The sequence below is a fragment of the Sulfitobacter sp. LC.270.F.C4 genome (genome assembly GCF_032922545.1).
Lineage (GTDB): Bacteria > Pseudomonadota > Alphaproteobacteria > Rhodobacterales > Rhodobacteraceae > Sulfitobacter > Sulfitobacter profundi.
On sequence record NZ_CP136692.1, the window covers coordinates 1,860,014 to 1,879,587 of the forward strand.

Sequence of the window (19,574 nt, forward strand, 5' to 3'; positions counted from 1 at the left end):
AGCGCGCAGGCGAACCCAGCCGGCGCGCTCTATTTTGCTGCCTATCGTTGCCGATTTCGACTTGCCGGAGGGGAAGGCTTGCAACTGCCCTGACCTTTGGACAGTCTCAAAGCAAATGATTGGAGGATCCCCATTATGCTTGGCCAAATGATGTCGCAGCCGCTGCTGATCTCAAGCTTGATTGCCCATGCCGAACGCTACCACCCCGAGGGGGAGATTATCTCGGTTTCGACCACGGGCGGGGTTGATGAAACCAACTGGGGCAAGGTGGCCGAGAACGCGCGGCGCTTGGGCTCGGCCCTGACCGATTTGGGGCTGTCACCGCAGGCGCGCTGCGGGACCATCGCGTGGAACAACCGCCGGCATTTGGAGATCTACTTTGGCACCTCCGGCGCGGGCTTTGTCTGCCATACGATCAACCCCCGTCTTTTCGCCGATCAACTCATCTACATCCTCAATCACGCGGCGGATGAGGTGCTGTTCATCGACAAGACCTTCGTGCCGCTGGTCGCCGCGATCCGCGACAACCTGGAGCATCTCAAGTATCTCGTGTTGATGTCCGGCCCTGATGCCGAGGCCGCCGAGGCGCTGCCGGGGCTGATTTTCTACGACGAGTTGGTGGCCTCAGGGGACGCGGATTTCGACTGGCCCGATCTGGATGAGAACACCGCGTCGAGCCTGTGCTACACCTCCGGCACCACGGGCAACCCCAAGGGCGTGCTCTATTCTCACCGCTCGACCGTGCTGCATTCCTTCGGCATCAACATGGCCGACAGCATTGCCATCTCTGCGCGGGATATCGTCATGGCGGTGGTGCCCATGTTCCACGTCAACGCTTGGGGCTGCCCCTATGCCAGCGCCATGACCGGCGCGCGGATGGTACTGCCGGGGCCGAACCTTGATGGGGCGTCGCTGGTGGGGTTGATCGACACCTACCGTGTTTCCTTGGCGCTTGGCGTGCCGACGATCTGGCAGGGGCTGTTGGCGGCGGCCAAGAAGTCGGGCAGCGAACTCACCAGCCTTGAGCGCACGGTGGTCGGAGGCTCGGCCTGTCCACCGTCGATGATCAAGACCTTCCGCGAAAACTATGGCGTTGAAACGATCCACGCTTGGGGCATGACCGAGATGTCGCCGGTGGGCAGCGTCAACAAACCCTTGGCAAAACATGGTGAATTGCCCGAAGACGCACAGCATAAACTGCGCGAGAACCAAGGCCGCCCGGTCTTTGGTGTTGAGCTTGAGATTTGGGACGACGAAGGCAAGCCGCTGCCCCATGACGGCGAAACCCAAGGTGCGCTGGTCACGCGCGGGCATTGGATTTTGGACGCCTATTATCAATCCGACCGCGACAGCACCCTGCGCGATGGCTGGTTCGACACCGGCGATATCGCGACGATGGACAAGGACGGATATATCACCATCCGTGACCGGGCCAAGGACATCATCAAGTCGGGCGGCGAATGGATCAGCTCGGTCGAGTTGGAGAATATCGCCATCGCCCATCCCGATCTGGCCGACGCCGCGGTGATCGGCGCGACGCATCCCAAATGGGACGAGCGCCCGGTTCTGGTCGCGGTAAAGGCCGAAGGGGCCGATCCGTCAGAAGCGGATATCCTCAAGGTCTTTGAAGACCAGATCGCCAAATGGCAGGTGCCGGATCGCGTGGTCTTTGCTGAGGCCCTGCCGCGCAATGCGACCGGCAAAGTGCTTAAACGCGATCTACGGGACCGTTTCGGTGATGTGTTGATGCAGGGCGAAAGCTGAGGTAGGCCGCCCCGGTCTGATCTGGGCCGGGGCGTTTTTAACCGCGTTTGGCGTCAGGCTGAGCGGCGCATCTTGCTGTCGGCCACGGGCCGGGGCAGGGTCAGCCGGAAGGTGCTGCCCACGTCGATCTTGCTTTCCAATGACAGGCTGCCGCCATGCAGAGTGGCCAGTTGCTCGGCAATCGCCAGCCCCAGACCCAAGCCGCCGTTCTCGCGTGACATGGAGCCGTCAACCTGCTGAAACCGCAGGAAAACGCGTGCGAGATTGTCCTCGGAAATGCCGCAGCCCGTGTCTGTCACGGCAAAGGTGATCTCCTCTGCGGTCTGATGCATCTTGAGGTGGATGTTGCCGGTGCGGGTGAATTTGATCGCGTTTGAGATGAGATTGTAGAGGATCTGCCGCAGGCGGACCGGATCGGCGTTGGCACTGGCTGTGCCGTTATCCTCATAGGTAAGCATCAGCCCCTTGGCCTCGGCATCCGGGCGCAGGTCATCGGCGACCGAGCGGGCGATCTCGCTGGTTTCGATTTCTTGCAGATCAAGCTCCATCTTGCCGCGCGCGACTTTGGTCCAATCCAGCAGGTCTTCGACGAGACGCAGCATATGTTTGGACGATCCCGCGATACCGCCCGCTTGGTCCGAGACGAAGTTCTGGAATTCGTCCACGCTGTGGCGGATATCGGGCGTGGCGTTCGCGCTGTTGTTCAAAGCGGTCTGCAAGCGCCGGGCCTGAGGCAGTTTCTCGGCATGTTGCAAGAAGGTCGCCCGGCCCGAGATCACGGTAAGCGGGGTGCGCAGCTCATGGCTGACGTTGTTGAGGAATTCGGTTTTCTCGCGATCTGCCGCCTTGGCCGCGTCCAACGCGCGTTTCTCAGCCGTCACATCGGTCCAGATGCCCACGGTATAGCCATGCGGCGTGCGCGATTCCGTGACTTTGAGCCAGAAGTTGTCGGACACCTCAAGAATAAAGGCGCCGGTGGGATTGCGGAACCGCCCAAGGCGCTTGGCAATCCATGCCTCACGGTCTTCGACATTTTCGGGGTGCTGATGCCGCGCGACCCAATTGCGCAAAAGCTCCTCGATGGTTTTTCCGGGGATCAGAAGGTCAGCGATTTCAGGGTGATACTCAAGAAACTTGCTGTTGACGGTGACCAGGCGTTCTTTCTCGTCAAAGGCGATAAAACCCTCTTGGATCGAACCGATGCCCTCGGCCAAAAGCGCATGGGCCTCTTGCTTTTTCAGCGTGACCCGGCGGAAGGCCCAGAGCCCCGCCATCAGTGCGATGGTCGCGATCAGAGCGAAAGCCACGAGGTAGGGGCTTTGCGGAGCATAAGGAGGCAGGCCGTTGGCAAGGCTTGCCGTGGCCTCCCATGTCTTGCCCAAAAGCTCGAACCGGGTGCGGACGGGCGCTGCGGGGTCGATGGTCGCGGGCGCAATATCGTCCGGCATGACACCTGTCGGGAAGGCGCGCAGGCTATAGATATAGTCAGCGGCTTGATGCGGGTTTTGATGCAGTTCAAACAGCCGGTCAGGCTGGAACACGATGGACATCACCCCCCAAAAGCGCGGCGCGCCAAGGCCGATGGGGCGCTCGAACACCGGGTAGTGCATGATATAGCCCTTGCCGCCTTGAACGAGGTTCAGCGGCCCTTCGATGGTTGGGCTCTGGCGGCGGTAGGCGTTTGCCACACCTGAAAGCTGCGTCGGAATGTTCTTATATTCCAGTCCGATAACCCCGGCGTTCGGGGTTTTGGGATAGCTATGGGTGATCTTGAGATCAGGGGCTAGGGCGAAAGCCTGAATGCCGGGGTTCCGATCCCGCAGCTCTTTGACCAGAAGTTCGATTTTCTTGTCTTTGAAGGCTTCGCCGGAGAGCAGAATATTCTCGATGTTCTTTGTCACCAGAATGGTTTCTTGGAACTGGTGCTGCACCTGATTGCTGACTTCATGGAGCGTCTGCCGCGCATCCTGACGGATGCTGGCGATATGTTGTTCGTAATCCAATTTGACGATCGAATAGCTGATGCCAGCGACGCAGCACAGCACGATGAAATTGACGATGATATACGCCTTGGACGTTGCGTAGTCCCTGAACGCGTTTGCCACGCTTTTTTCCTTTGCCTGCCAGCGCATCTGACTTCGTTGGGCCATTTGCGCGTAAGTTACTTCCCTGCTGATTGCTACTTTTGCGGGCAATCATGGCGAAATTCGGACCAGAATGGGCTTTTCGTGGGTGACCCTAGGTAAGTTCGCGTGCCTTGGCCGCGATCATCCATGGTCGGCTTGGAAAGGGAGACTAGCGTGGAGCGGGTAACGAGAATCGAACTCGTAACTAAAGCTTGGGAAGCTGCCGTGATACCTTTTCACCATACCCGCGCGCTGAGGTTGGGATAATCGGCGCGCCGGGGAAGGTCAAGTCAGGGTTTCGTCGCGGTGACGAAATTGATTTCGGCGGGCAGGCGCAGGGGGCCGTTTTGCGCGTAGGACTGCAGGGCATCGGCAATGGTCTGCCGTAACTCGGCGACTTGGTCGGGGTTGGCGTCAAAATGGGTGATCGCGCCGCTGGCCGGGCCAATGTCACACATCTGCTGGGCAAGGTCATCGACCGTGCCTGCGGGGGTGAGGTCAAGTTGGGTCACCTTGCATGCGATATCGGCAAAGCCCGCTGCCGCGAGGATCGAGACAACACGTTCGGGGTCACGAAAGGCAAAAGGGCCGGGCGCGTCGGGGTCGCTTTTGGGCATGGCACCGATGGTGGCACGGGCCGCGCGGGCGGGCAGGGTAAAGAAAGGATTTTCGGGGATCTGCCCCCAAGCGGCAAAGCTAAGCTTTGCACCGGGGCTGAGTTGCGCGGCCATCCGCGTAAAGCTTAGCACCGGATCCGCAAAGAACATCACCCCAAAGCGCGAGATCAGCCGGTCGTAGGCGGGCTCAAGTTCAAGCTCGGTCGCGTCGCCATGGTGAAAGGCCACTTGGGGCAGGGCGGCGGCACGCTGCCGCGCGAGGTCCAGAAGCGGGGCAGAGACATCGACGCCCAGCACCGCGCCCTCATCGCCCACCGCCTTGGCCGCCGCAAGACAGCCAGCACCCGCCCCACAGCCGATATCCAGCACGCGCAGCTTCGGCGTCAGTTCGGCGCGGGCCAGCACGCCGTCAAGCACCGGCTGCATGAGGATATCCAGCTCCGCCTGCCGCGCGGCCCATTTTCGGCCCGCCGCCGCGCTCCAGAATTCGACCTGATCGTTGTTGTCGGGCGTGCTCATCACGTGGCCTTTCTTCTGCGACGGCGTCCGCCGCGCTCGCCCCCGGCGCCGCCTGTGCCGCCGCCGCCGGTATTAAAGGTCACGTCCGGCAGGGCGACGAGGCTGTTGAGAATGGGGAAGGGTTCCACTGCATTGGGAATGGCAGAAGCATTGACGAAATGCTCTTGAAAGCGTGGTTCGACGGCGGTCTCGATCTTGTGGATGGCGCGCACAGTCGCCTCAATCTCAGCCCGCGCATCGGTGTTGAGCAGGGCAATCCGCGCACCGGTGCCTGCGGCATTGCCCGCGCTGGTGACCTTTTCGAGCGGGGCGTCGGGGATCATGCCCAGCACCATCGCGTGTTTGGGGCTGATATGGGCGCCAAAGGCCCCGGCCAGCACCACCCGGTCGACTTTGTCGACGCCGAATTTGTCCATCAACAGACGGGCCCCGGAGTAGAGCGCCGCCTTGGCCATTTGGATTTCGCGGATGTCGCGGTTGGTCACCGTGATCTTTGGGCCGCCCTTTTCGGTGCCGTCGTAGACCAGATAGCTGTTGGTGCGCCCATCGGCGAAAACCGACGCCGAGCCTGTCTGCTCGGCGCTGCCGATCAGCCCCGGCGCGTCGACGATGCCGTGAATGCGCATCTCTGCGACCATCTCGATGATGCCCGAGCCGCAGATGCCGGTGATCCCAGTGCTCGCGACGGCCTCTTCAAAGCCTTCCTCATCGGACCAAAGGTCGCAGCCGATCACCTTGAACCGCGCCACTTTTTTCTCGGGGTCGATCTCGACCCGCTCAATCGCCCCCGGTGCCGCGCGTTGGCCCGAGCTGATCTGCGCACCCTCGAAAGCAGGCCCGGTGGGAGAGGAACAGGCCAACACCTTTTCCTTGTTGCCCAGCAGGATTTCCGCATTGGTGCCCACATCGACCACCAGCATCAAATCATTCGATTTTTCCGGCGCCTCTGACAGGGCAACGGCGGCGGCATCTGCGCCCACATGGCCCGCAATACAAGGCAGCAGATAGACGCGGGCGGAGGGGTGGATGTTCAGATCCAAGTCTTCTGCCCGCAGGCGCAGCGCGCCGGACGTCGCCAGCGCGAAGGGCGCTTGGCCCAACTCAAAGGGGTCAATGCCGAGCAGCAGGTGGTGCATCACCGGGTTGCAGACAAAGACCGCATCGACGATCAGGTCCGGCGCGACATTCCCTTCGGTCGCGATCTGGGTAAATAGCGTGCTCATCCCCTCGCGCACCGCGCGGGTCATCTCCTGCGCGCCGTCGGGGTTCATCATCGAATAGCTGACGCGGCTCATCAGGTCTTCGCCAAACCGGATCTGCGGGTTCATGACCCCGGAGGAGGCCATGACCTCTCCGGTTTGCAGATCACACAGATGCGCCGCGATGGTGGTGGAGCCAAGATCGACCGCCAGCCCGTAGACCGTTCCTTCATAATATCCCGGCCAAATGTTCATGATCCGGGCCGCGTTCTCTTGATCGCCCAGATGCACGGCGACGGTCACCTTCCACGCGCCCTTGCGCAGGACCGGCTGCATCATTTGCAGTATGTGCAAATCGGCGGTGACTTTCTCCAGTTCCCACTGTTCGGCCAGCGCGGTGCGCAGGCGCTCCAGATCGCCCGAGGGTTCGTGCATGTCGGGCTCTGTCACCTCGACGTAGAACAGTTTTACCGATGGGTTCAGCACGATCTCCCGCGCCTCGGCGCGTTTGCGCACGACCTGTTTGTGCACTTGGCTCTCTGGCGGCACGTCAATCACCACGTCGCCCTGCACCGTGGCCTGACAGCCCAGACGGCGGCCCTCTTTCAGCCCGCGCTTTTCGTCATAGCGTTCCTCGACCGCGTTCCAGTCGCTCAGCGCGTCAGGTGCGACGGTAACGCCATGTTTGGAAAACTGCCCGTAGCCGGGCGAGACCTGACATTTCGAACAGATGCCGCGCCCACCACAGACCGAGTCCAAGTCAACGCCTAACTGCCGTGCAGCGGTCAGCACCGGTGTGCCTTTGGGAAAGCGCCCTCTCTTGCCAGAGGGCGTGAAAATCACGAGGGGATCACTGCTCATCGGGGCCGTCCTTTGTTTCTTTGCGCCACCATAGCGTTCCGCGCGGCGGGGGAAAGATGCGGGGCGGCAATTCGTGCCGCGCCTACGTCATTCCATGTTCATGCCTTACGCGGGGGAATAGGCCTTTCCAATCCCTGCCATCCGTGAAATAGGAAACCGCCAAATGAACCCATCCAGACCCGAGGTGTTAAATGGAGATTCGTGAGGCCCTGACCTTTGATGACGTACTGCTGGTTCCCGCGGCGTCTTCTGTGTTGCCATCTACCGCAGATACAAGAACCCGCGTCACGCAGAGCATCGCGCTCAATATCCCGCTGCTCAGCTCGGCCATGGATACGGTGACCGAAAGCCGTATGGCGATTGCGCTGGCGCAGGCCGGGGGCATGGGGGTGGTGCACCGCAACCTCACGATCGAAGAGCAGGCCCGCGAAGTGCGCCGGGTCAAACGCTTTGAATCCGGCATCGTCTACAACCCGATCACCCTGCGCCCCGACCAGACGTTGGCGGATGCCAATGCGCTGCAAGAACGCTACCGCGTGACGGGTTTCCCGGTGGTGGATGAAAATGGCCGCGTGCTGGGCATCGTGACCAACCGTGACATGCGCTTCGCCTCTGACGACCGCACGCCGGTGTCGGTGATGATGACCTCCGAGCGGCTGGCGATCTTGCAAGAGCCTGCCGACCGGGACGAGGCGATCAGCCTGATGAAATCCCGCCGGATCGAGAAACTGTTGGTCACCGATGCCAGCGGCGTGCTCACCGGGCTTTTGACCCTGCGCGACACCGAACAGGCCGTGCTGAACCCGACCGCCTGCAAAGACGATCTGGGCCGGCTGCGCGTGGCTGCGGCGACCACCGTGGGCGACGCGGGTTTCGAGCGTTCTGAGGCGCTGGTCGATGCGGGCGTCGATATGATCGTGATCGACACGGCACATGGCCATTCCGAAGGCGTGGCCCATGCAGTGACCCGTGCCAAAAAGCACTTCGGCGATGTGCAGGTCGTCGCGGGCAACGTCGCCACCGGTGCCGCCACCCGCGCATTGATCGACGCGGGCGCGGATGCTGTGAAAGTAGGCATCGGCCCCGGCTCCATCTGCACCACGCGGATGGTCGCGGGTGTGGGCGTGCCGCAATTAACCGCCATTATGGATTGCGTGGCCGCCGCCGGTGACGTGCCGATCATCGCCGACGGTGGCATCAAGTTCTCCGGCGATTTCGCCAAGGCGATTGCCGCTGGTGCCTCTTGCGCCATGGTCGGAAGCATGATCGCAGGCACCGACGAAAGCCCCGGTGAAGTCGTTCTTTATCAAGGCCGTAGCTTCAAAAGCTACCGTGGCATGGGCAGCATGGGCGCCATGGCGCGCGGCTCGGCGGACCGGTATTTCCAAAAAGATGCCGCCTCTGACAAACTGGTGCCCGAGGGCATCGAAGGTCAGGTGCCCTACAAGGGCAGCGCGGGCAATGTGCTCCACCAGCTTGTGGGCGGTTTGCGCGCGGCGATGGGCTATACCGGATGCGCCACGGTCGGTGAGATGCGCCGCAACTGTAGCTTTGTGAAGATCACCGGCGCGGGGCTGAAGGAAAGCCATGTGCACGACGTTCAGATCACGCGGGAATCTCCCAATTATAGAATTGGGTAAGTCATTGATATGTATATAAGATATTCAATACTATGCGCTGTCGCTCGCGCCGGAACATGACTGGAACAGTCCAGAACATACCCGGAACTGGACAACGCATCAGTTAGTTGGCTGATGCAAATAAGGATAGCCTTAGTGTAAAACTGATGCATTCTGCTTGAGGTATGGGCTGTGTTGCTTTCCCGCGGGGAGGCGCATACGCCTGCAATGACCCTCGCTGGGAGTTCAGGGCAATTTTCAAATTGGAAAACGCTGGAGGTTTAGCTCCGGCAGTAGGGGCCCAGGAAATAGGCCTCAACTTACAGAATACAAACGAAAAAAACGCCTTCGAACGCAGTATGACTCCGCGTGTGACAGTGAGTGTGCCACGCATGTGACAACTTCAGCAAATGTTTTGTGACAGGCTTGGGTTGTATGTTCTCGGCCGTCTTTCTGGACGTGGCAAGAAGGGCTGCGTCGCCGGATTTGGCGACGCAGGTGCGCAGATCAGTTCTATTCGCCGCGGAGGTTCGTCGCGATCCGTTCCGCTTCCAGCATGTTCTGTATTGCGGCTAACCGTGAGGCGAGATCCCTGAGACGGCTACGAAGGTCGATTGCCGCGAGACCATAGCGATCCACGACTTTCTCTTCGCTCGGCGGGTTGATGTCCACTGCTCGGCTGGGATGTAATGAACAGTCGTCGCCGCCAAAATGACTGGTTCGAGGCGGTCAGCCAGCTCTTTCACAGCGAAATGTTCGTTTGTCGCGAAGATGGTGAGGCCCTCAATCCTGTCTTTCAGTGCCAGCACATCTTCGAGCAGCCCCCTATCAAGCGCCTCTGCCTCTTGGGCACCGGCGATAGCTTCCAGCGTCTTGTTCGAGACATCGAGAGCAGCTTCAATTCGAGAGGTCAGTTTATCATCCAGCATTTGGGACTTATCCATTGATATTCTCCTTGTCGTCGTTGGAGGAGGGCTGTTGATCGGCGTAGGTCTCTTCGGACGCCTGACGAAGCTCGTCAGCCAGCAGGCTGATTTCCTCGACATGCGGCGATGAGGGATCGAGAGCTGCGAAGTATGCAGCTTCGGGGCGGGACGGATCGTGCACATCCGCAAGAGTAAGCAGACGATGAAGCGCATTGATTTCACGGCCGACACGGCCGTGAAGGGAATTCTCGGTCCAGAGAGTTTCGAATAAGCTTTGGACGCGTTTGAGCCACGGCCGCCCGCCGAGAAGAAGCGCGGCATTCTGGAGCGCCTCCATGTTTTCTTGAAAAAGGTAGTGAACGCGCGTGGGCGCGGTGGGGATATCGAACATGATGTTCTCCCAGGCAGTGCCCTCGGCAGACTGCCTCGGGTGACAAGAGCCGCAGCTTCCGTAACAGCAAGAAGCGTTTCGACTGCCTACCGGCTCCTTGGATCATCAGGAGAACTGGCCTGTTGATCCCTACATGGCGGCGTTGGCAAAATAGACATTGGCCAAATTTGCTGAATCCGAAGGGAGAAATCGAAATAATTTCTAACTAACTGATTAGAATAAGTATATCTCGGCGAGACGTTCATCGCGAGGACAAATGCTCCGAGCCATGGCTTCCACGCTTCGCCTCGGAGACTATCAGAGGTTGCATGCAATGGGTTTCATACGGCAGAGTAGTTCAAACCGAATTTTTCTACGGTATTTTACAATGAATATTACTTCGATCCTCGATTACATTGACAATGGGCATATGGCACTCCCCGAATTCCAGCGCGGATATGTCTGGGGACGAGAGCAGGTCCGAGGCCTATTCCACTCCCTCTATCGCGGGCATCCGGTCGGAAGCCTTCTGGTTTGGGCAACCAGTGCTTCAACTGCGGCCCACAGAGGCGATGGAGAACTTGCGCCAGGTGTAGTCAAGTTGCTACTTGATGGTCAGCAGCGGATCACCTCCCTGTATGGCGTGATACGGGGCGCGCCTCCGAAGTTCTTCGATGGAAATGAGAGGTCCTTTACGGAGCTTCGGTTCAATCTCGCAACCGAAGAATTTGAGTTTTATCAACCCATCAAAATGCGCGACGATCCTCTTTGGATTGACGTCACTGAGCTCATGAAAAGTGGCAACGCAGGCGTTGGAAACTTCATCAACGAACTTAACAGCAACCCAGAGCATACGGTTCGGTTGGGCGAGTATGTTGGCCGCCTGAACCAGTTACTCAGCATTCGAGACAAGAACTTCCACATCGAGGAGGTGACAGGATCGGACAAAACCCTTGATGTAGTCGTCGACATATTTAATCGCGTGAATAGCGGCGGCACCAAGCTTTCCAAGGGCGATCTGGCGCTTGCAAAAATCTGTGCCGACTGGCCGGAGGCCCGCGACACCATGAAGTCGAGCCTCGCTCGCTGGAAAGATGCAGGCTACGACTTTACCCTCGATTGGTTGCTCCGGTCTGTAAATACGGTGCTAACCGGGGAGGCCAAATTTCTTTATCTCCACGATCGTTCCGCCGATGAAATTGCCGATGCCTTGGCGCGCGCTGTTCGGCATACTGATACTGCTCTTAATATGATGGCAGGCAGACTTGGTCTCGACCACAATCGGGTGCTGTTTGCCCGGTTTGCCGTCCCTGTCATGGTTCGATTTCTCGAAATGCGCGGCGGTCGGCTTGATGAACGCACTCGTGACAAGTTGCTGTTCTGGTATGTCCAAAGCGGTATGTGGGGGCGGTTCTCAGCCTCCACCGAGAGCGTGATTGATAAAGATCTCGGAATTCTTGAACAAAGCGGAGGCGATCTCGACAAATTGCTCAATGAACTGCGCTTAACGCAAGGTGGTCTCCGCGTGGAACCGGGTCACTTCCACAGCTGGAGTGTAGGGTCTCGATTCTACCCCGTGCTCTATATGTTGACGAGGATGACAGAGGCGTGCGATTGGGGAACGGGCCTCCCGCTCAAGAGAGAGCTACTCGGCAAAATGAGCTCTTTAGAAGTTCATCACATCTTCCCAAGGGCTCAGCTTTATAAGGCGGGCTACAGCCGATCTGAGGTCAATGCTTTGGGAAACTTCTGCTTTCTGACCAAGGACACGAACCTGGTTATCAGCGACAGGCGACCGGAGGCATATTTCGAGGAAGTCGAGGCGGCCCATCCTGGCGCACTACGCTCACAATGGGTGCCCGAAGACCCGCAGCTTTGGAAGCTGAACAACTTTCGGGATTTCTTGGAAGCCAGAAAAGAGTTGCTTGCTGAGGCCGCAAACACCTGCCTGAGGTCATTACTGCATGACGATGCGAACATGCTGGAAGGCTCTGCACCGGCCAAAGTGAGTGATAGCGTTCTTCTCGGAGGTATCGCCAGCGAGGAAGAGGGGCGAGAGTTGGAGGAGTTGAATGCTTGGGTGGAAAGCCAAGGTTATTCAAAGGGTGAAATCGCATGGGAATTTGTGAATGAAGAAACGGGTGAGCAGGAGGCCGTTCTCGATCTGGTGTGGCCAAATGGTCTTCAAGCAGAGCTCTCTGAACCCGTCGCTGTGCTGCTGGCTGAAGGCCCCGAACTGCTCGCCATCGCAAATCAAGCGGGATTCCGTTGTTTCACGTCCGTGGACTCAACGAAGGCATATGTCGCAAGACTTGAGAACGCTACTCATGCGACTGCGGCCGAGTGATGTGCCACTTCAAAGATTGAGCCCGAACTCCGTAGAAAAATGGTCGTTGCCGTGGGCGTTGGCTTCCTAATTAAACGCAATTTGTAAGGGTCGGAGGGCGCAATCGCCGGAGCGACCCTCAACATGATGAAAAAGCAGTCTGATTATGTCCGCACTTGATACCCTTCTTCAATCGTATAGAGACGCCGCAGTCACCGAACGCGAAAAGGGAACATATTTCGAAAGGCTTGCGTGTGCCTTTCTGACAGTCGATCCAGTGCAGGCTGAGGAATACTCTCAGGTTTGGACGTGGTCTGACTGGGCGATCGAAACTGGGCGCAACGCCAAGGACATTGGTATCGACCTCGTTGCTAAGCTGCGCAACGAAGACGGTTTCGCGGCGATCCAATGCAAATTCTACTCAGCAGCACATCGAATCCAGAAGGCCGACATCAATAGTTTCATTGCGGCATCGGGAAAGTCACCTTTCGTCCGCCGAATTGTAATTGACACAACCGAAGTTGAATGGGGTGTAAACGCGGAGGCTACAATTGCTGACCAGGCTATTCCTGTCGTCCGGTTGTCTCTTACGCACTTGCGTGAGAGCCCTATCGATTGGACGCTCTTTGGGATCAAAGGCGAGGCGGTCCTCTCGGACAAGAAGACGTTGCGGCCCCATCAGGTTGAAGCTTTGGAAGCAGTGCGGGCCGGGCTTTCTGAGGCCGACCGCGGCAAACTCATCATGGCCTGCGGAACCGGCAAGACTTTCACTTCGCTCAAGATCGCGGAGGATTTGGTCGGCAAAGGTGGGCGCGTTCTATTCATGGTGCCGTCGCTGGCACTGATGTCCCAGACTGTGCGTGAGTGGACAAATGACACAGACACACCCTTCCGAGCATTCGCAGTTTGCTCTGACGCGCAAGTAGGCAAGCGCCGGGTCTCGAATGACGATGCGGCCGAAATTGAAGCCCACGATCTTGCTTTTCCAGCAACAACCAAGCCCGAGCGGCTTGTCGAAAAGGCTGCACAGGAGGATCCTGAGCGGATGACGGTGGTTTTCTCAACCTACCAATCGATCGGCGTCCTTGATGCCTCACAGAAGGCAGGTTTGCCCGCATTTGACCTAATTATCTGCGATGAGGCCGACCGAACCACAGGCGCGACACTTGCTGGAGAGTGTCTGACGTCAGCGCTTATGGGTCCAAATAGCGTTATTTGATAAGAGAGAGTTCTTGGCTCATCGTAACCCCTCAGGAGTGGAAGATGAGACAGACAACTGGAACACGCAAAAGTCCTGGCGAGAAGATCGTCAAAGACATCAAGCGAGCGACCCGCAAGCACTATTCATCTGAAGAGAAGATCAGGATCGTCCTGGACGGCTTGCGTGGTGAAGACAGCATCGCTGAGCTGTGCCGCCGTGAGGGTATCTCTCAGGGCATTTACTACAAATGGTCTAAGGACTTCATGGAGGCAGGAAAGCGACGCCTTGCTGGCGACACGGCACGTGCCGCAAACACTGACGAGGTGAGGGATCTGCGCCGCGAAGCTCGTGATCTGAAGGAGATGGTTGCGGAGCAGACGTTGGAACTCCGCTTGCTTAAAAAAAGCATGCTGGGAGATGGGGGCGAGCACGAATGAGATACCCCGCATCTGAGAAGTTGGAGATCATCTGGACCTGTCGCGTATTTGTGCCGCCCCTTTGATAGCATTTACTGCAACAAAGGAGACTGACTATGGGATTGAAACGGACGGACGAATTTCGCCAAGATGCGGTGCGGATCGCGCTGACCAGCGGGCTAACGCGTAAGCAGGTGGCGGATGATCTTGGCGTCGGTATGTCGACGCTTAACAAATGGATCACCGCGCACAGAGACACAGACGTGGTGTCGAAAGAAGATTTGAGCCTTGCTCAAGAGAATGACCGGCTTCGGCGTGAGAACCGCATTCTCAAGGAGGAGCGGGACATCCTAAAAAAAGCAACGCAGTTCTTCGCGAGCCAAAAGCCGTGAGGTTTAGGTTCGTGGAAGAACACCGGGATGCGTTTCCGGCAGCGCGCCTGTGTCAGGTTATGGATGTCAGCATGCGCGGTTTGCGGGCTTTCCGCAGTCGGCCAGCCAGCCGCAGACAGCGGTCTGATCTGGTGACGCTGGCACATATCAAAGAACAGTCCCGTCTCAGCCTGGGCAGCTACGGCAGGCCGCGGATGACGGAAGAGCTTAAGGAGATCGGCTTGGATGTCGGGCACCGCCGTGTTGGCAGATTGATGCGTCAGAACGGCATATCTGTTGTGAGAACACGCAAACATAAGGTGACGACCGACAGCGATCACAAGTTCAACATTGCGCCCAACCTATTGGATCGGAACTTCACGGCGGATCAACCAAACCAGAAATGGGCCGGTGACATCAGCTATGTCTGGACGCGCGAGGGCTGGTTGTATCTGGCCGTGATCTTGGATTTGCATTCCCGACGCGTCATCGGCTGGGCTGTGAGTAACCGCATGAAGCGTGACCTCGCGATCCGGGCGTTGAAGATGGCCATCGCGTTCCGGCAACCACCCAAAGGCTGCATTCATCACACGGATCGTGGGTCGCAATATTGTTCACACGACTACCAGAAACTCCTGCGCCAGCACGGGTTCAAGGTATCGATGAGCGGCAAGGGCAATTGCTATGACAACGCGGCGGTCGAGACGTTCTGCAAGACCATCAAAGCAGAGCTGATCTGGCGGCATCCTTGGGAGACAAGGCGCAAGGCTGAGATGGCGATCTTTGAATACATAAACGGGTTCTACAATCCGCGCCGCCGCCACTCAGCATTGGGTTGGAAAAGCCCTGTCGCTTTCGAGCGAAAGGTGGCTTAAACGAGCACTCGGGGCGGCACAAATACGCGACAGGTCCAATCCGCTTGGTTGAGGAAAGCCACCTGTCGGCTCGGCTAACGCTGGCCAAGCTCGGCATCCCCCGCACGACGTTCTACCGTTGGTTTGACCGCTACCTCCAGCGCGGCGAGGCTGGGCTGCAGGATCAATCTCCCAAGCCCAAACATGTGTGGAACCGCATTCCTAACGAGGTGCGGCGCAAAGTTGTCAAACTGGCGCTACAAGAAACAGAGTTGTCACCGCGAGAACTGGCGGTGACCTTCACTAACAAGGAAAGCTATTTTGTATCAGAGGCTTCGACATATCGTATCCTGAAGGCACATGATCTGATCACCAGCCCAGCCTTCATCGTCATCAAGGCGGCCAATGAGTTCAGGGACAAGACCACAGCCATCAATCAACTTTGGCAAACCGACTTCACCTATCTCAAGGTTCTGGGCTGGGGGTGGTTCTATCTCAGCACGATCCTCGACGACTACAGCCGCTACATTATCTCGTGGAAGCTCTGCACAAATATGAGGACCCAAGATGTCACTGACACGCTTGATTTGGCCCTTCAGGCGTCCGGTTGCGATCAGGTTCATGTGCTCCACAAACCGCGACTGCTCAGCGACAACGGATCCAGCTATGTCTCTGGCGAACTGGCTGAATGGTTGCAGGACAAAGGCATGAAACACTCTCGCGGAGCGCCGTATCATCCGCAAACCCAAGGTAAGATCGAAAGGTGGCACCAGACCCTAAAGAACCGCATCCTGTTGGAAAACTACTTCCTGCCGGGTGATCTCGAAGCCCAGATCGAAGCCTTCGTCGATCATTACAACCATCAGCGTTACCACGAGAGCCTGAACAACGTCACACCCGCCGACGTCTACTTCGGACGCGACAAAGCCATTCTGCAAGAAAGGGAAAGGATTAAACGAAAGACGCTCGAAAGGCGGCGCTTGCATCACACACAACGCGCCGCATAATCACACCAATCAGATGAGCCAAACACTCTCTTAGTTTAGGCCGCGATTGGTCCCAAAAACCCTGACGACGGACAGAGTTCGTGATCGACACGATGGAAGGCAATGCCGAGCACAAAGAAGCCATGGCCAAGATGGACATGGAGCACGACGACCCGAACTCGATCCGTCTGGACGAGGGCGGCAGCGGAGAGGTGATCTGGACCTTCGCCAATGCCGGCAGCTTTGAGTTCGCTTGCCTGATCCCCGGCCACTACGAATCCGGCATGCACGGCCCGATCACCGTGGCCGAGACGTCCACCGAAGCTTCTGCCGAAACCCCGGCTGTCGAAGCTCCGGCCGTCTACTCCACTGGTAAGGTCAAAAAAGTCGATCCCAAGGGCAAGAAGGTCACCATCATCCACGGCCCCTTGGAAAACCTCGACATGCCGTCGATGACTATGGTGTTCAAAGCCGATGAGGCACTGATTGCTAAGATGAAGGAAGGCCAGAACATCGAGTTCGTAGCTGACCGCGTCAAAGGCAAGTTGACCGTCGTAGCAATGAAGTAACGCCTTTGCGGGGCCGGTTAACCGGGCCGGCCCCGCATTCTCCATAAAAACAAAAAGGCACTTCGAGCATGAAAACGCGTGGAACCATCGCCCTCTGGGCCATCGCTGCATTACAGGCCCTTGTGGCGATCTTTTTCTCCATCTGCTTCCTGCTGGACGCCATGGGACTGGAGCCTGATTTTCTGATTTGGCAGAGCCACGAATATCAGCAAACGATCTTGGCCATCGGCCTGAACCTCGGCGTGGCCCTTGGCTGGATCGCCCTCAGGACCAGTCTGCAACGTGCGCGGCTGGCCGAAGAGAAGATGCGCAGATGCACCTCGGAGTTCTCGCTGGTGATGACGCAGCATTTCACTGATTGGGGGCTGACCCCCGCAGAGCGGGACGTCGCGGTCTTTTTGGTCAAAGGACTAAGCACCCGCGACATTGCGGAACTGCGCGGCACCTCAGAAGGGACAATCAAGGCGCAGACAAACGCGATCTATCGCAAGGCTTCGGTCACCGGACGCACGCAGTTGCTGAGCACGTTCATTGAGGATTTGATGGATGACGCATTGATGCCCGCAGAGGCCCTGCAAACTGTGGCTATGAAGGGTTCGGATATGGCTGCCGCCGCATGAGCACCAGCTTTCGCATAACCGCCCGAAAAAATGGCCCTCATACAAGCCTGATCGAATTGCCAGGGAAAAGATATTGATAAGTCCGCGTATTGGAACGCGATCTTGGCGGATACCAGGGCAACCGTATCGGGGGCGCTGAACGGCCTGCGGCTGCTGTTTTTCCGGCCAACTACCGCTGAGCGGTTGGCCGACCCCAGCTGTCGATCTACAACCCATGCAACCAATAAAACGACAGTTTGAACCTTGGGAAGGACTTCACATGACCCTCACACGACGCAGCCTGCTGGCCTGTTCCGCCAGCTTTGCCGCCGCCGCACCCTTCGCCGCATGGGCCGAAGCAAAGCCCGCCATCCATGTGATGAAAGATCCCAACTGCGGCTGCTGTTCAGCGTGGATCGAGATTCTGGAGAACGAGGGTTTTGCCGTGACGACGGAACGCAGCTTGGGGACGCTCTTGATCAAATACAAGCAAGACAACGGCATCCCGCAAAATATGGCCTCCTGCCACACCGGAAAGATCGAGGGCTATATGATCGAAGGTCACGTCCCGCCCGCCGATATCCGCAAACTGCTGGCCGAGCGCCCGGATGCCATTGGCCTCGCTGTGCCGGGGATGCCCTATGGCTCACCAGGGATGGGGCCGGAGAGCGAGCGCGATGCCTATGATGTCTATCTGATTGGCCGTGACGGCAGCAGCGAAGTCTTCACACACTACGAAGCTGCCTAAAACGCAGCGGTTCTGACCCCAAACCGGTAGGAAGCACAGATGGCACATGATCACGCCCATATTGACCCCGAAAGCGGGGATCGCAGAGTATCACTGGCCATCTGGGCGAATGCGCTTCTCACGGTGGCGCAGATCGTGGGCGGGATCTTTGCGGGGTCGCTCGCCCTAATCGCGGACGCGCTGCACAATTTTTCGGACATGGCCTCATTGGTCATCGCTTTTGTCGCCCGCAAAATCGCCCGGCGTCCGGCAGATGCGCGGATGACCTTTGGCTATGGCCGGATCGAAATCGTTGCCGCTTTGATCAACTACACCACGCTCATTCTTGTCGGGGTCTATCTGATCTACGAGGGCGGAATGCGCATGATTGATCCGCCTCAGGTGGCAGGTTGGACGGTGGTCATTCTGGGTGCTGTCGCGCTGGTAGTCGATACGCTGACGGCGCTGCTGACCTATTCGATGCAGAAGGGTAGCGTGAACATCAGGGCGCTGTTCTTGCACAACCTGTCCGACGCGCTGGCCTCGGTCGCGGTGATTATTGGCGGCACACTCATCATCCTTTACGATCTGCGTTGGGTTGATCCGGCGATCACCATCGGTATCGCGCTTTATATCCTTTATCTGGCACTCACTGAGATCGGAGGTCCGATCCGTATGTTGATGCTGGGCAGCCCGCCCGACATGGATGCAGAGGCAGTGGTTGAGGCGATGACCAAGGTCGCTGGCGTCAGGGACGTGCACCATGTTCATCTTTGGCAGATGCAAGAGCATGAGGTGGCGCTTGATTGCCATGTGGTGTTGGAGGGGCAAGATTGGAGGGACCTTGATGCTGTGAAGCAAGCGGTCAAGAAAATGCTCGCGGATGACTTTGGCATCACCCATTCAAGCCTTGAGTTTGAAACCTCCGCAAATGCCCATCAGGATGCCGCGTTGTTTGGGCATGAGGGCGGCCCGACGCGCGCTGGCACAGATGCTGAGCACAACGATGGGACGTCGCACGACGACCGCTGAGGCGCATCGCAATACGCTGTGTCTTGCCGATCTGCGGGCCTGCGGCGTCTTGCTCAGCCTCACTTTCTGGTGAGGGGATCGACAGCACCGCATCGGGTTCCTATATCAGTGCCATGCGCATGCTGCTTCGCCTTGCCACATTCTGCCTCTCGCTCGTTCTTTTGACGGGCATATTGGCGCATGATTTGGCGGCGGCGAACATGTCCTTGCAGATGTCAGGTTTGACCGCATCCGCGACGATGGAGGAGGACGATAGCTGCACAGCTTGCTTGCAAGAAGATCAGGGTGAGGTGGTGTGCGACATTGATTGCACGGCATCTGTCTTTGTGATGTCGCAGTTGCTTCAGTCCCAACCCGAGAGCGTGCAGCGTTTCTTCGCGCCTGTGCCCGGGGATCTTGGCCTCGCCGGGATTGATCTCGGGTCTGACCCTTTCCCACCGCGAACCACCTCCCTAAGTTGACCGGCCGCATCGAAGGGTGACGGCCCGGTTT

Annotated in this window: 14 protein-coding genes, 1 tRNA gene and 3 pseudogenes; 12 read left to right on the forward strand and 6 right to left on the reverse strand. The window is 58.1% G+C overall.

Annotation, left to right across the window (positions count from 1 at the left end; translation table 11 throughout):
* Positions 1-135: 135 nt before the first annotated feature.
* Positions 136-1,764 (forward strand): long-chain fatty acid--CoA ligase, encoded by a 1,629-nt coding sequence (locus R1T45_RS12960; protein WP_317389257.1) that lies wholly within the window; start codon positions 136-138, stop codon positions 1,762-1,764.
* Between the two features lie 53 nt (positions 1,765-1,817).
* On the opposite strand, the gene R1T45_RS12965 is transcribed toward R1T45_RS12960, so the two are convergent.
* The 4 genes from R1T45_RS12965 to R1T45_RS12980 form a co-directional block, all read right to left on the reverse strand.
* Positions 1,818-3,869: an ATP-binding protein gene (locus R1T45_RS12965; protein WP_317389258.1), complete on the reverse strand. Its 2,052-nt coding sequence runs from the start codon at positions 3,867-3,869 to the stop codon at positions 1,818-1,820.
* Positions 3,870-4,065: 196 nt separating this feature from the next.
* Positions 4,066-4,139, reverse strand: a tRNA-Gly gene (locus R1T45_RS12970).
* Between the two features lie 41 nt (positions 4,140-4,180).
* Entirely contained in the window at positions 4,181-5,026 is an 846-nt protein-coding gene (locus tag R1T45_RS12975; RefSeq protein ID WP_317389259.1) for a class I SAM-dependent methyltransferase, read from the reverse strand.
* Positions 5,026-7,086 (reverse strand): ASKHA domain-containing protein, encoded by a 2,061-nt coding sequence (locus tag R1T45_RS12980; protein WP_317389260.1) that lies wholly within the window; start codon positions 7,084-7,086, stop codon positions 5,026-5,028. Before R1T45_RS12980 ends, R1T45_RS12975 begins: the two co-directional genes overlap by 1 nt.
* A 191-nt stretch (positions 7,087-7,277) precedes the next feature.
* Here R1T45_RS12980 and guaB point away from each other — a divergent pair, with 191 nt between their 5' ends.
* Entirely contained in the window at positions 7,278-8,726 is a 1,449-nt protein-coding gene (guaB, locus tag R1T45_RS12985; protein WP_317389261.1) for an IMP dehydrogenase, read from the forward strand.
* Between the two features lie 551 nt (positions 8,727-9,277).
* On the opposite strand, the gene R1T45_RS12990 is transcribed toward guaB, so the two are convergent.
* Both R1T45_RS12990 and R1T45_RS12995 read right to left on the reverse strand, forming a co-directional pair.
* The gene (locus R1T45_RS12990; protein ID WP_317389262.1) at positions 9,278-9,649 is read right to left on the reverse strand and encodes a hypothetical protein; all 372 of its coding nucleotides are present in this window, start codon (positions 9,647-9,649) and stop codon (positions 9,278-9,280) included.
* Positions 9,642-10,022 (reverse strand): hypothetical protein, encoded by a 381-nt coding sequence (locus tag R1T45_RS12995; protein WP_317389263.1) that lies wholly within the window; start codon positions 10,020-10,022, stop codon positions 9,642-9,644. The genes R1T45_RS12990 and R1T45_RS12995 overlap by 8 nt, the downstream gene beginning before the upstream one ends.
* Positions 10,023-10,389: 367 nt before the next feature.
* Here R1T45_RS12995 and R1T45_RS13000 point away from each other — a divergent pair, with 367 nt between their 5' ends.
* The 10 genes and pseudogenes from R1T45_RS13000 (at position 10,390) to R1T45_RS13045 (ending at position 19,543) form a co-directional block, all read left to right on the forward strand.
* Positions 10,390-12,348, forward strand: coding sequence for a DUF262 domain-containing protein (locus tag R1T45_RS13000; RefSeq protein WP_317389264.1), 1,959 nt, complete (start codon positions 10,390-10,392; stop codon positions 12,346-12,348).
* A 145-nt stretch (positions 12,349-12,493) separates the two neighbouring features.
* Positions 12,494-13,546, forward strand: a complete 1,053-nt coding sequence (locus R1T45_RS13005) for a DEAD/DEAH box helicase family protein (protein ID WP_317389265.1) — start codon at positions 12,494-12,496, stop codon at positions 13,544-13,546.
* A gap of 44 nt (positions 13,547-13,590) precedes the next feature.
* Positions 13,591-13,997, forward strand: a pseudogene (locus R1T45_RS13010) (transposase); the annotation flags it as partial.
* Between the two features lie 63 nt (positions 13,998-14,060).
* Positions 14,061-15,190, forward strand: a protein-coding gene (locus R1T45_RS13015; RefSeq protein WP_317389266.1) for an IS3 family transposase whose coding sequence is annotated in 2 segments (ribosomal slippage) — positions 14,061-14,295 and positions 14,295-15,190 — 1,131 coding nt in all. Because the reading frame shifts where the segments join, the coding sequence is not laid out codon by codon here.
* A gap of 38 nt (positions 15,191-15,228) precedes the next feature.
* Positions 15,229-16,176: pseudogene (locus tag R1T45_RS13020) on the forward strand (IS3 family transposase); the annotation flags it as partial.
* Between the two features lie 74 nt (positions 16,177-16,250).
* Positions 16,251-16,724 (forward strand): annotated as a pseudogene (locus R1T45_RS13025) (copper-binding protein); the annotation flags it as partial.
* Between the two features lie 68 nt (positions 16,725-16,792).
* On the forward strand, positions 16,793-17,344 hold the full coding sequence (locus tag R1T45_RS13030; RefSeq protein WP_317389267.1) for a helix-turn-helix transcriptional regulator: 552 nt from the start codon (positions 16,793-16,795) through the stop codon (positions 17,342-17,344).
* Between the two features lie 259 nt (positions 17,345-17,603).
* Complete coding sequence (locus R1T45_RS13035; RefSeq protein ID WP_120351454.1) at positions 17,604-18,071, forward strand: DUF411 domain-containing protein; 468 nt, start codon at positions 17,604-17,606, stop codon at positions 18,069-18,071.
* A gap of 39 nt (positions 18,072-18,110) precedes the next feature.
* Positions 18,111-19,082: a cation diffusion facilitator family transporter gene (locus tag R1T45_RS13040; RefSeq protein ID WP_317389268.1), complete on the forward strand. Its 972-nt coding sequence runs from the start codon at positions 18,111-18,113 to the stop codon at positions 19,080-19,082.
* A 119-nt stretch (positions 19,083-19,201) separates the two neighbouring features.
* Entirely contained in the window at positions 19,202-19,543 is a 342-nt protein-coding gene (locus tag R1T45_RS13045) for a hypothetical protein (protein WP_317389269.1), read from the forward strand.
* The last annotated feature ends 31 nt before the right edge of the window (positions 19,544-19,574 follow it).

What these genes read in the sequence shown, in the direction of transcription:
- R1T45_RS13030 (WP_317389267.1), top strand. Translation starts at nt 16,793, where the DNA reads ATGAAAACGCGTGGAACCATCGCCCTCTGGGCCATCGCTGCATTACAG.
- R1T45_RS13045 (WP_317389269.1), top strand. Translation starts at nt 19,202, where the DNA reads ATGCTGCTTCGCCTTGCCACATTCTGCCTCTCGCTCGTTCTTTTGACG.
- R1T45_RS13005 (WP_317389265.1), top strand. Translation starts at nt 12,494, where the DNA reads ATGTCCGCACTTGATACCCTTCTTCAATCGTATAGAGACGCCGCAGTC.
- R1T45_RS12980 (WP_317389260.1), bottom strand. Translation starts at nt 7,086, where the DNA reads ATGAGCAGTGATCCCCTCGTGATTTTCACGCCCTCTGGCAAGAGAGGG.
- guaB (WP_317389261.1), top strand. Translation starts at nt 7,278, where the DNA reads ATGGAGATTCGTGAGGCCCTGACCTTTGATGACGTACTGCTGGTTCCC.
- R1T45_RS13040 (WP_317389268.1), top strand. Translation starts at nt 18,111, where the DNA reads ATGGCACATGATCACGCCCATATTGACCCCGAAAGCGGGGATCGCAGA.
- R1T45_RS13000 (WP_317389264.1), top strand. Translation starts at nt 10,390, where the DNA reads ATGAATATTACTTCGATCCTCGATTACATTGACAATGGGCATATGGCA.
- R1T45_RS12960 (WP_317389257.1), top strand. Translation starts at nt 136, where the DNA reads ATGCTTGGCCAAATGATGTCGCAGCCGCTGCTGATCTCAAGCTTGATT.
- R1T45_RS12975 (WP_317389259.1), bottom strand. Translation starts at nt 5,026, where the DNA reads ATGAGCACGCCCGACAACAACGATCAGGTCGAATTCTGGAGCGCGGCG.
- R1T45_RS13035 (WP_120351454.1), top strand. Translation starts at nt 17,604, where the DNA reads ATGACCCTCACACGACGCAGCCTGCTGGCCTGTTCCGCCAGCTTTGCC.
- R1T45_RS12990 (WP_317389262.1), bottom strand. Translation starts at nt 9,649, where the DNA reads ATGGATAAGTCCCAAATGCTGGATGATAAACTGACCTCTCGAATTGAA.
- R1T45_RS12995 (WP_317389263.1), bottom strand. Translation starts at nt 10,022, where the DNA reads ATGTTCGATATCCCCACCGCGCCCACGCGCGTTCACTACCTTTTTCAA.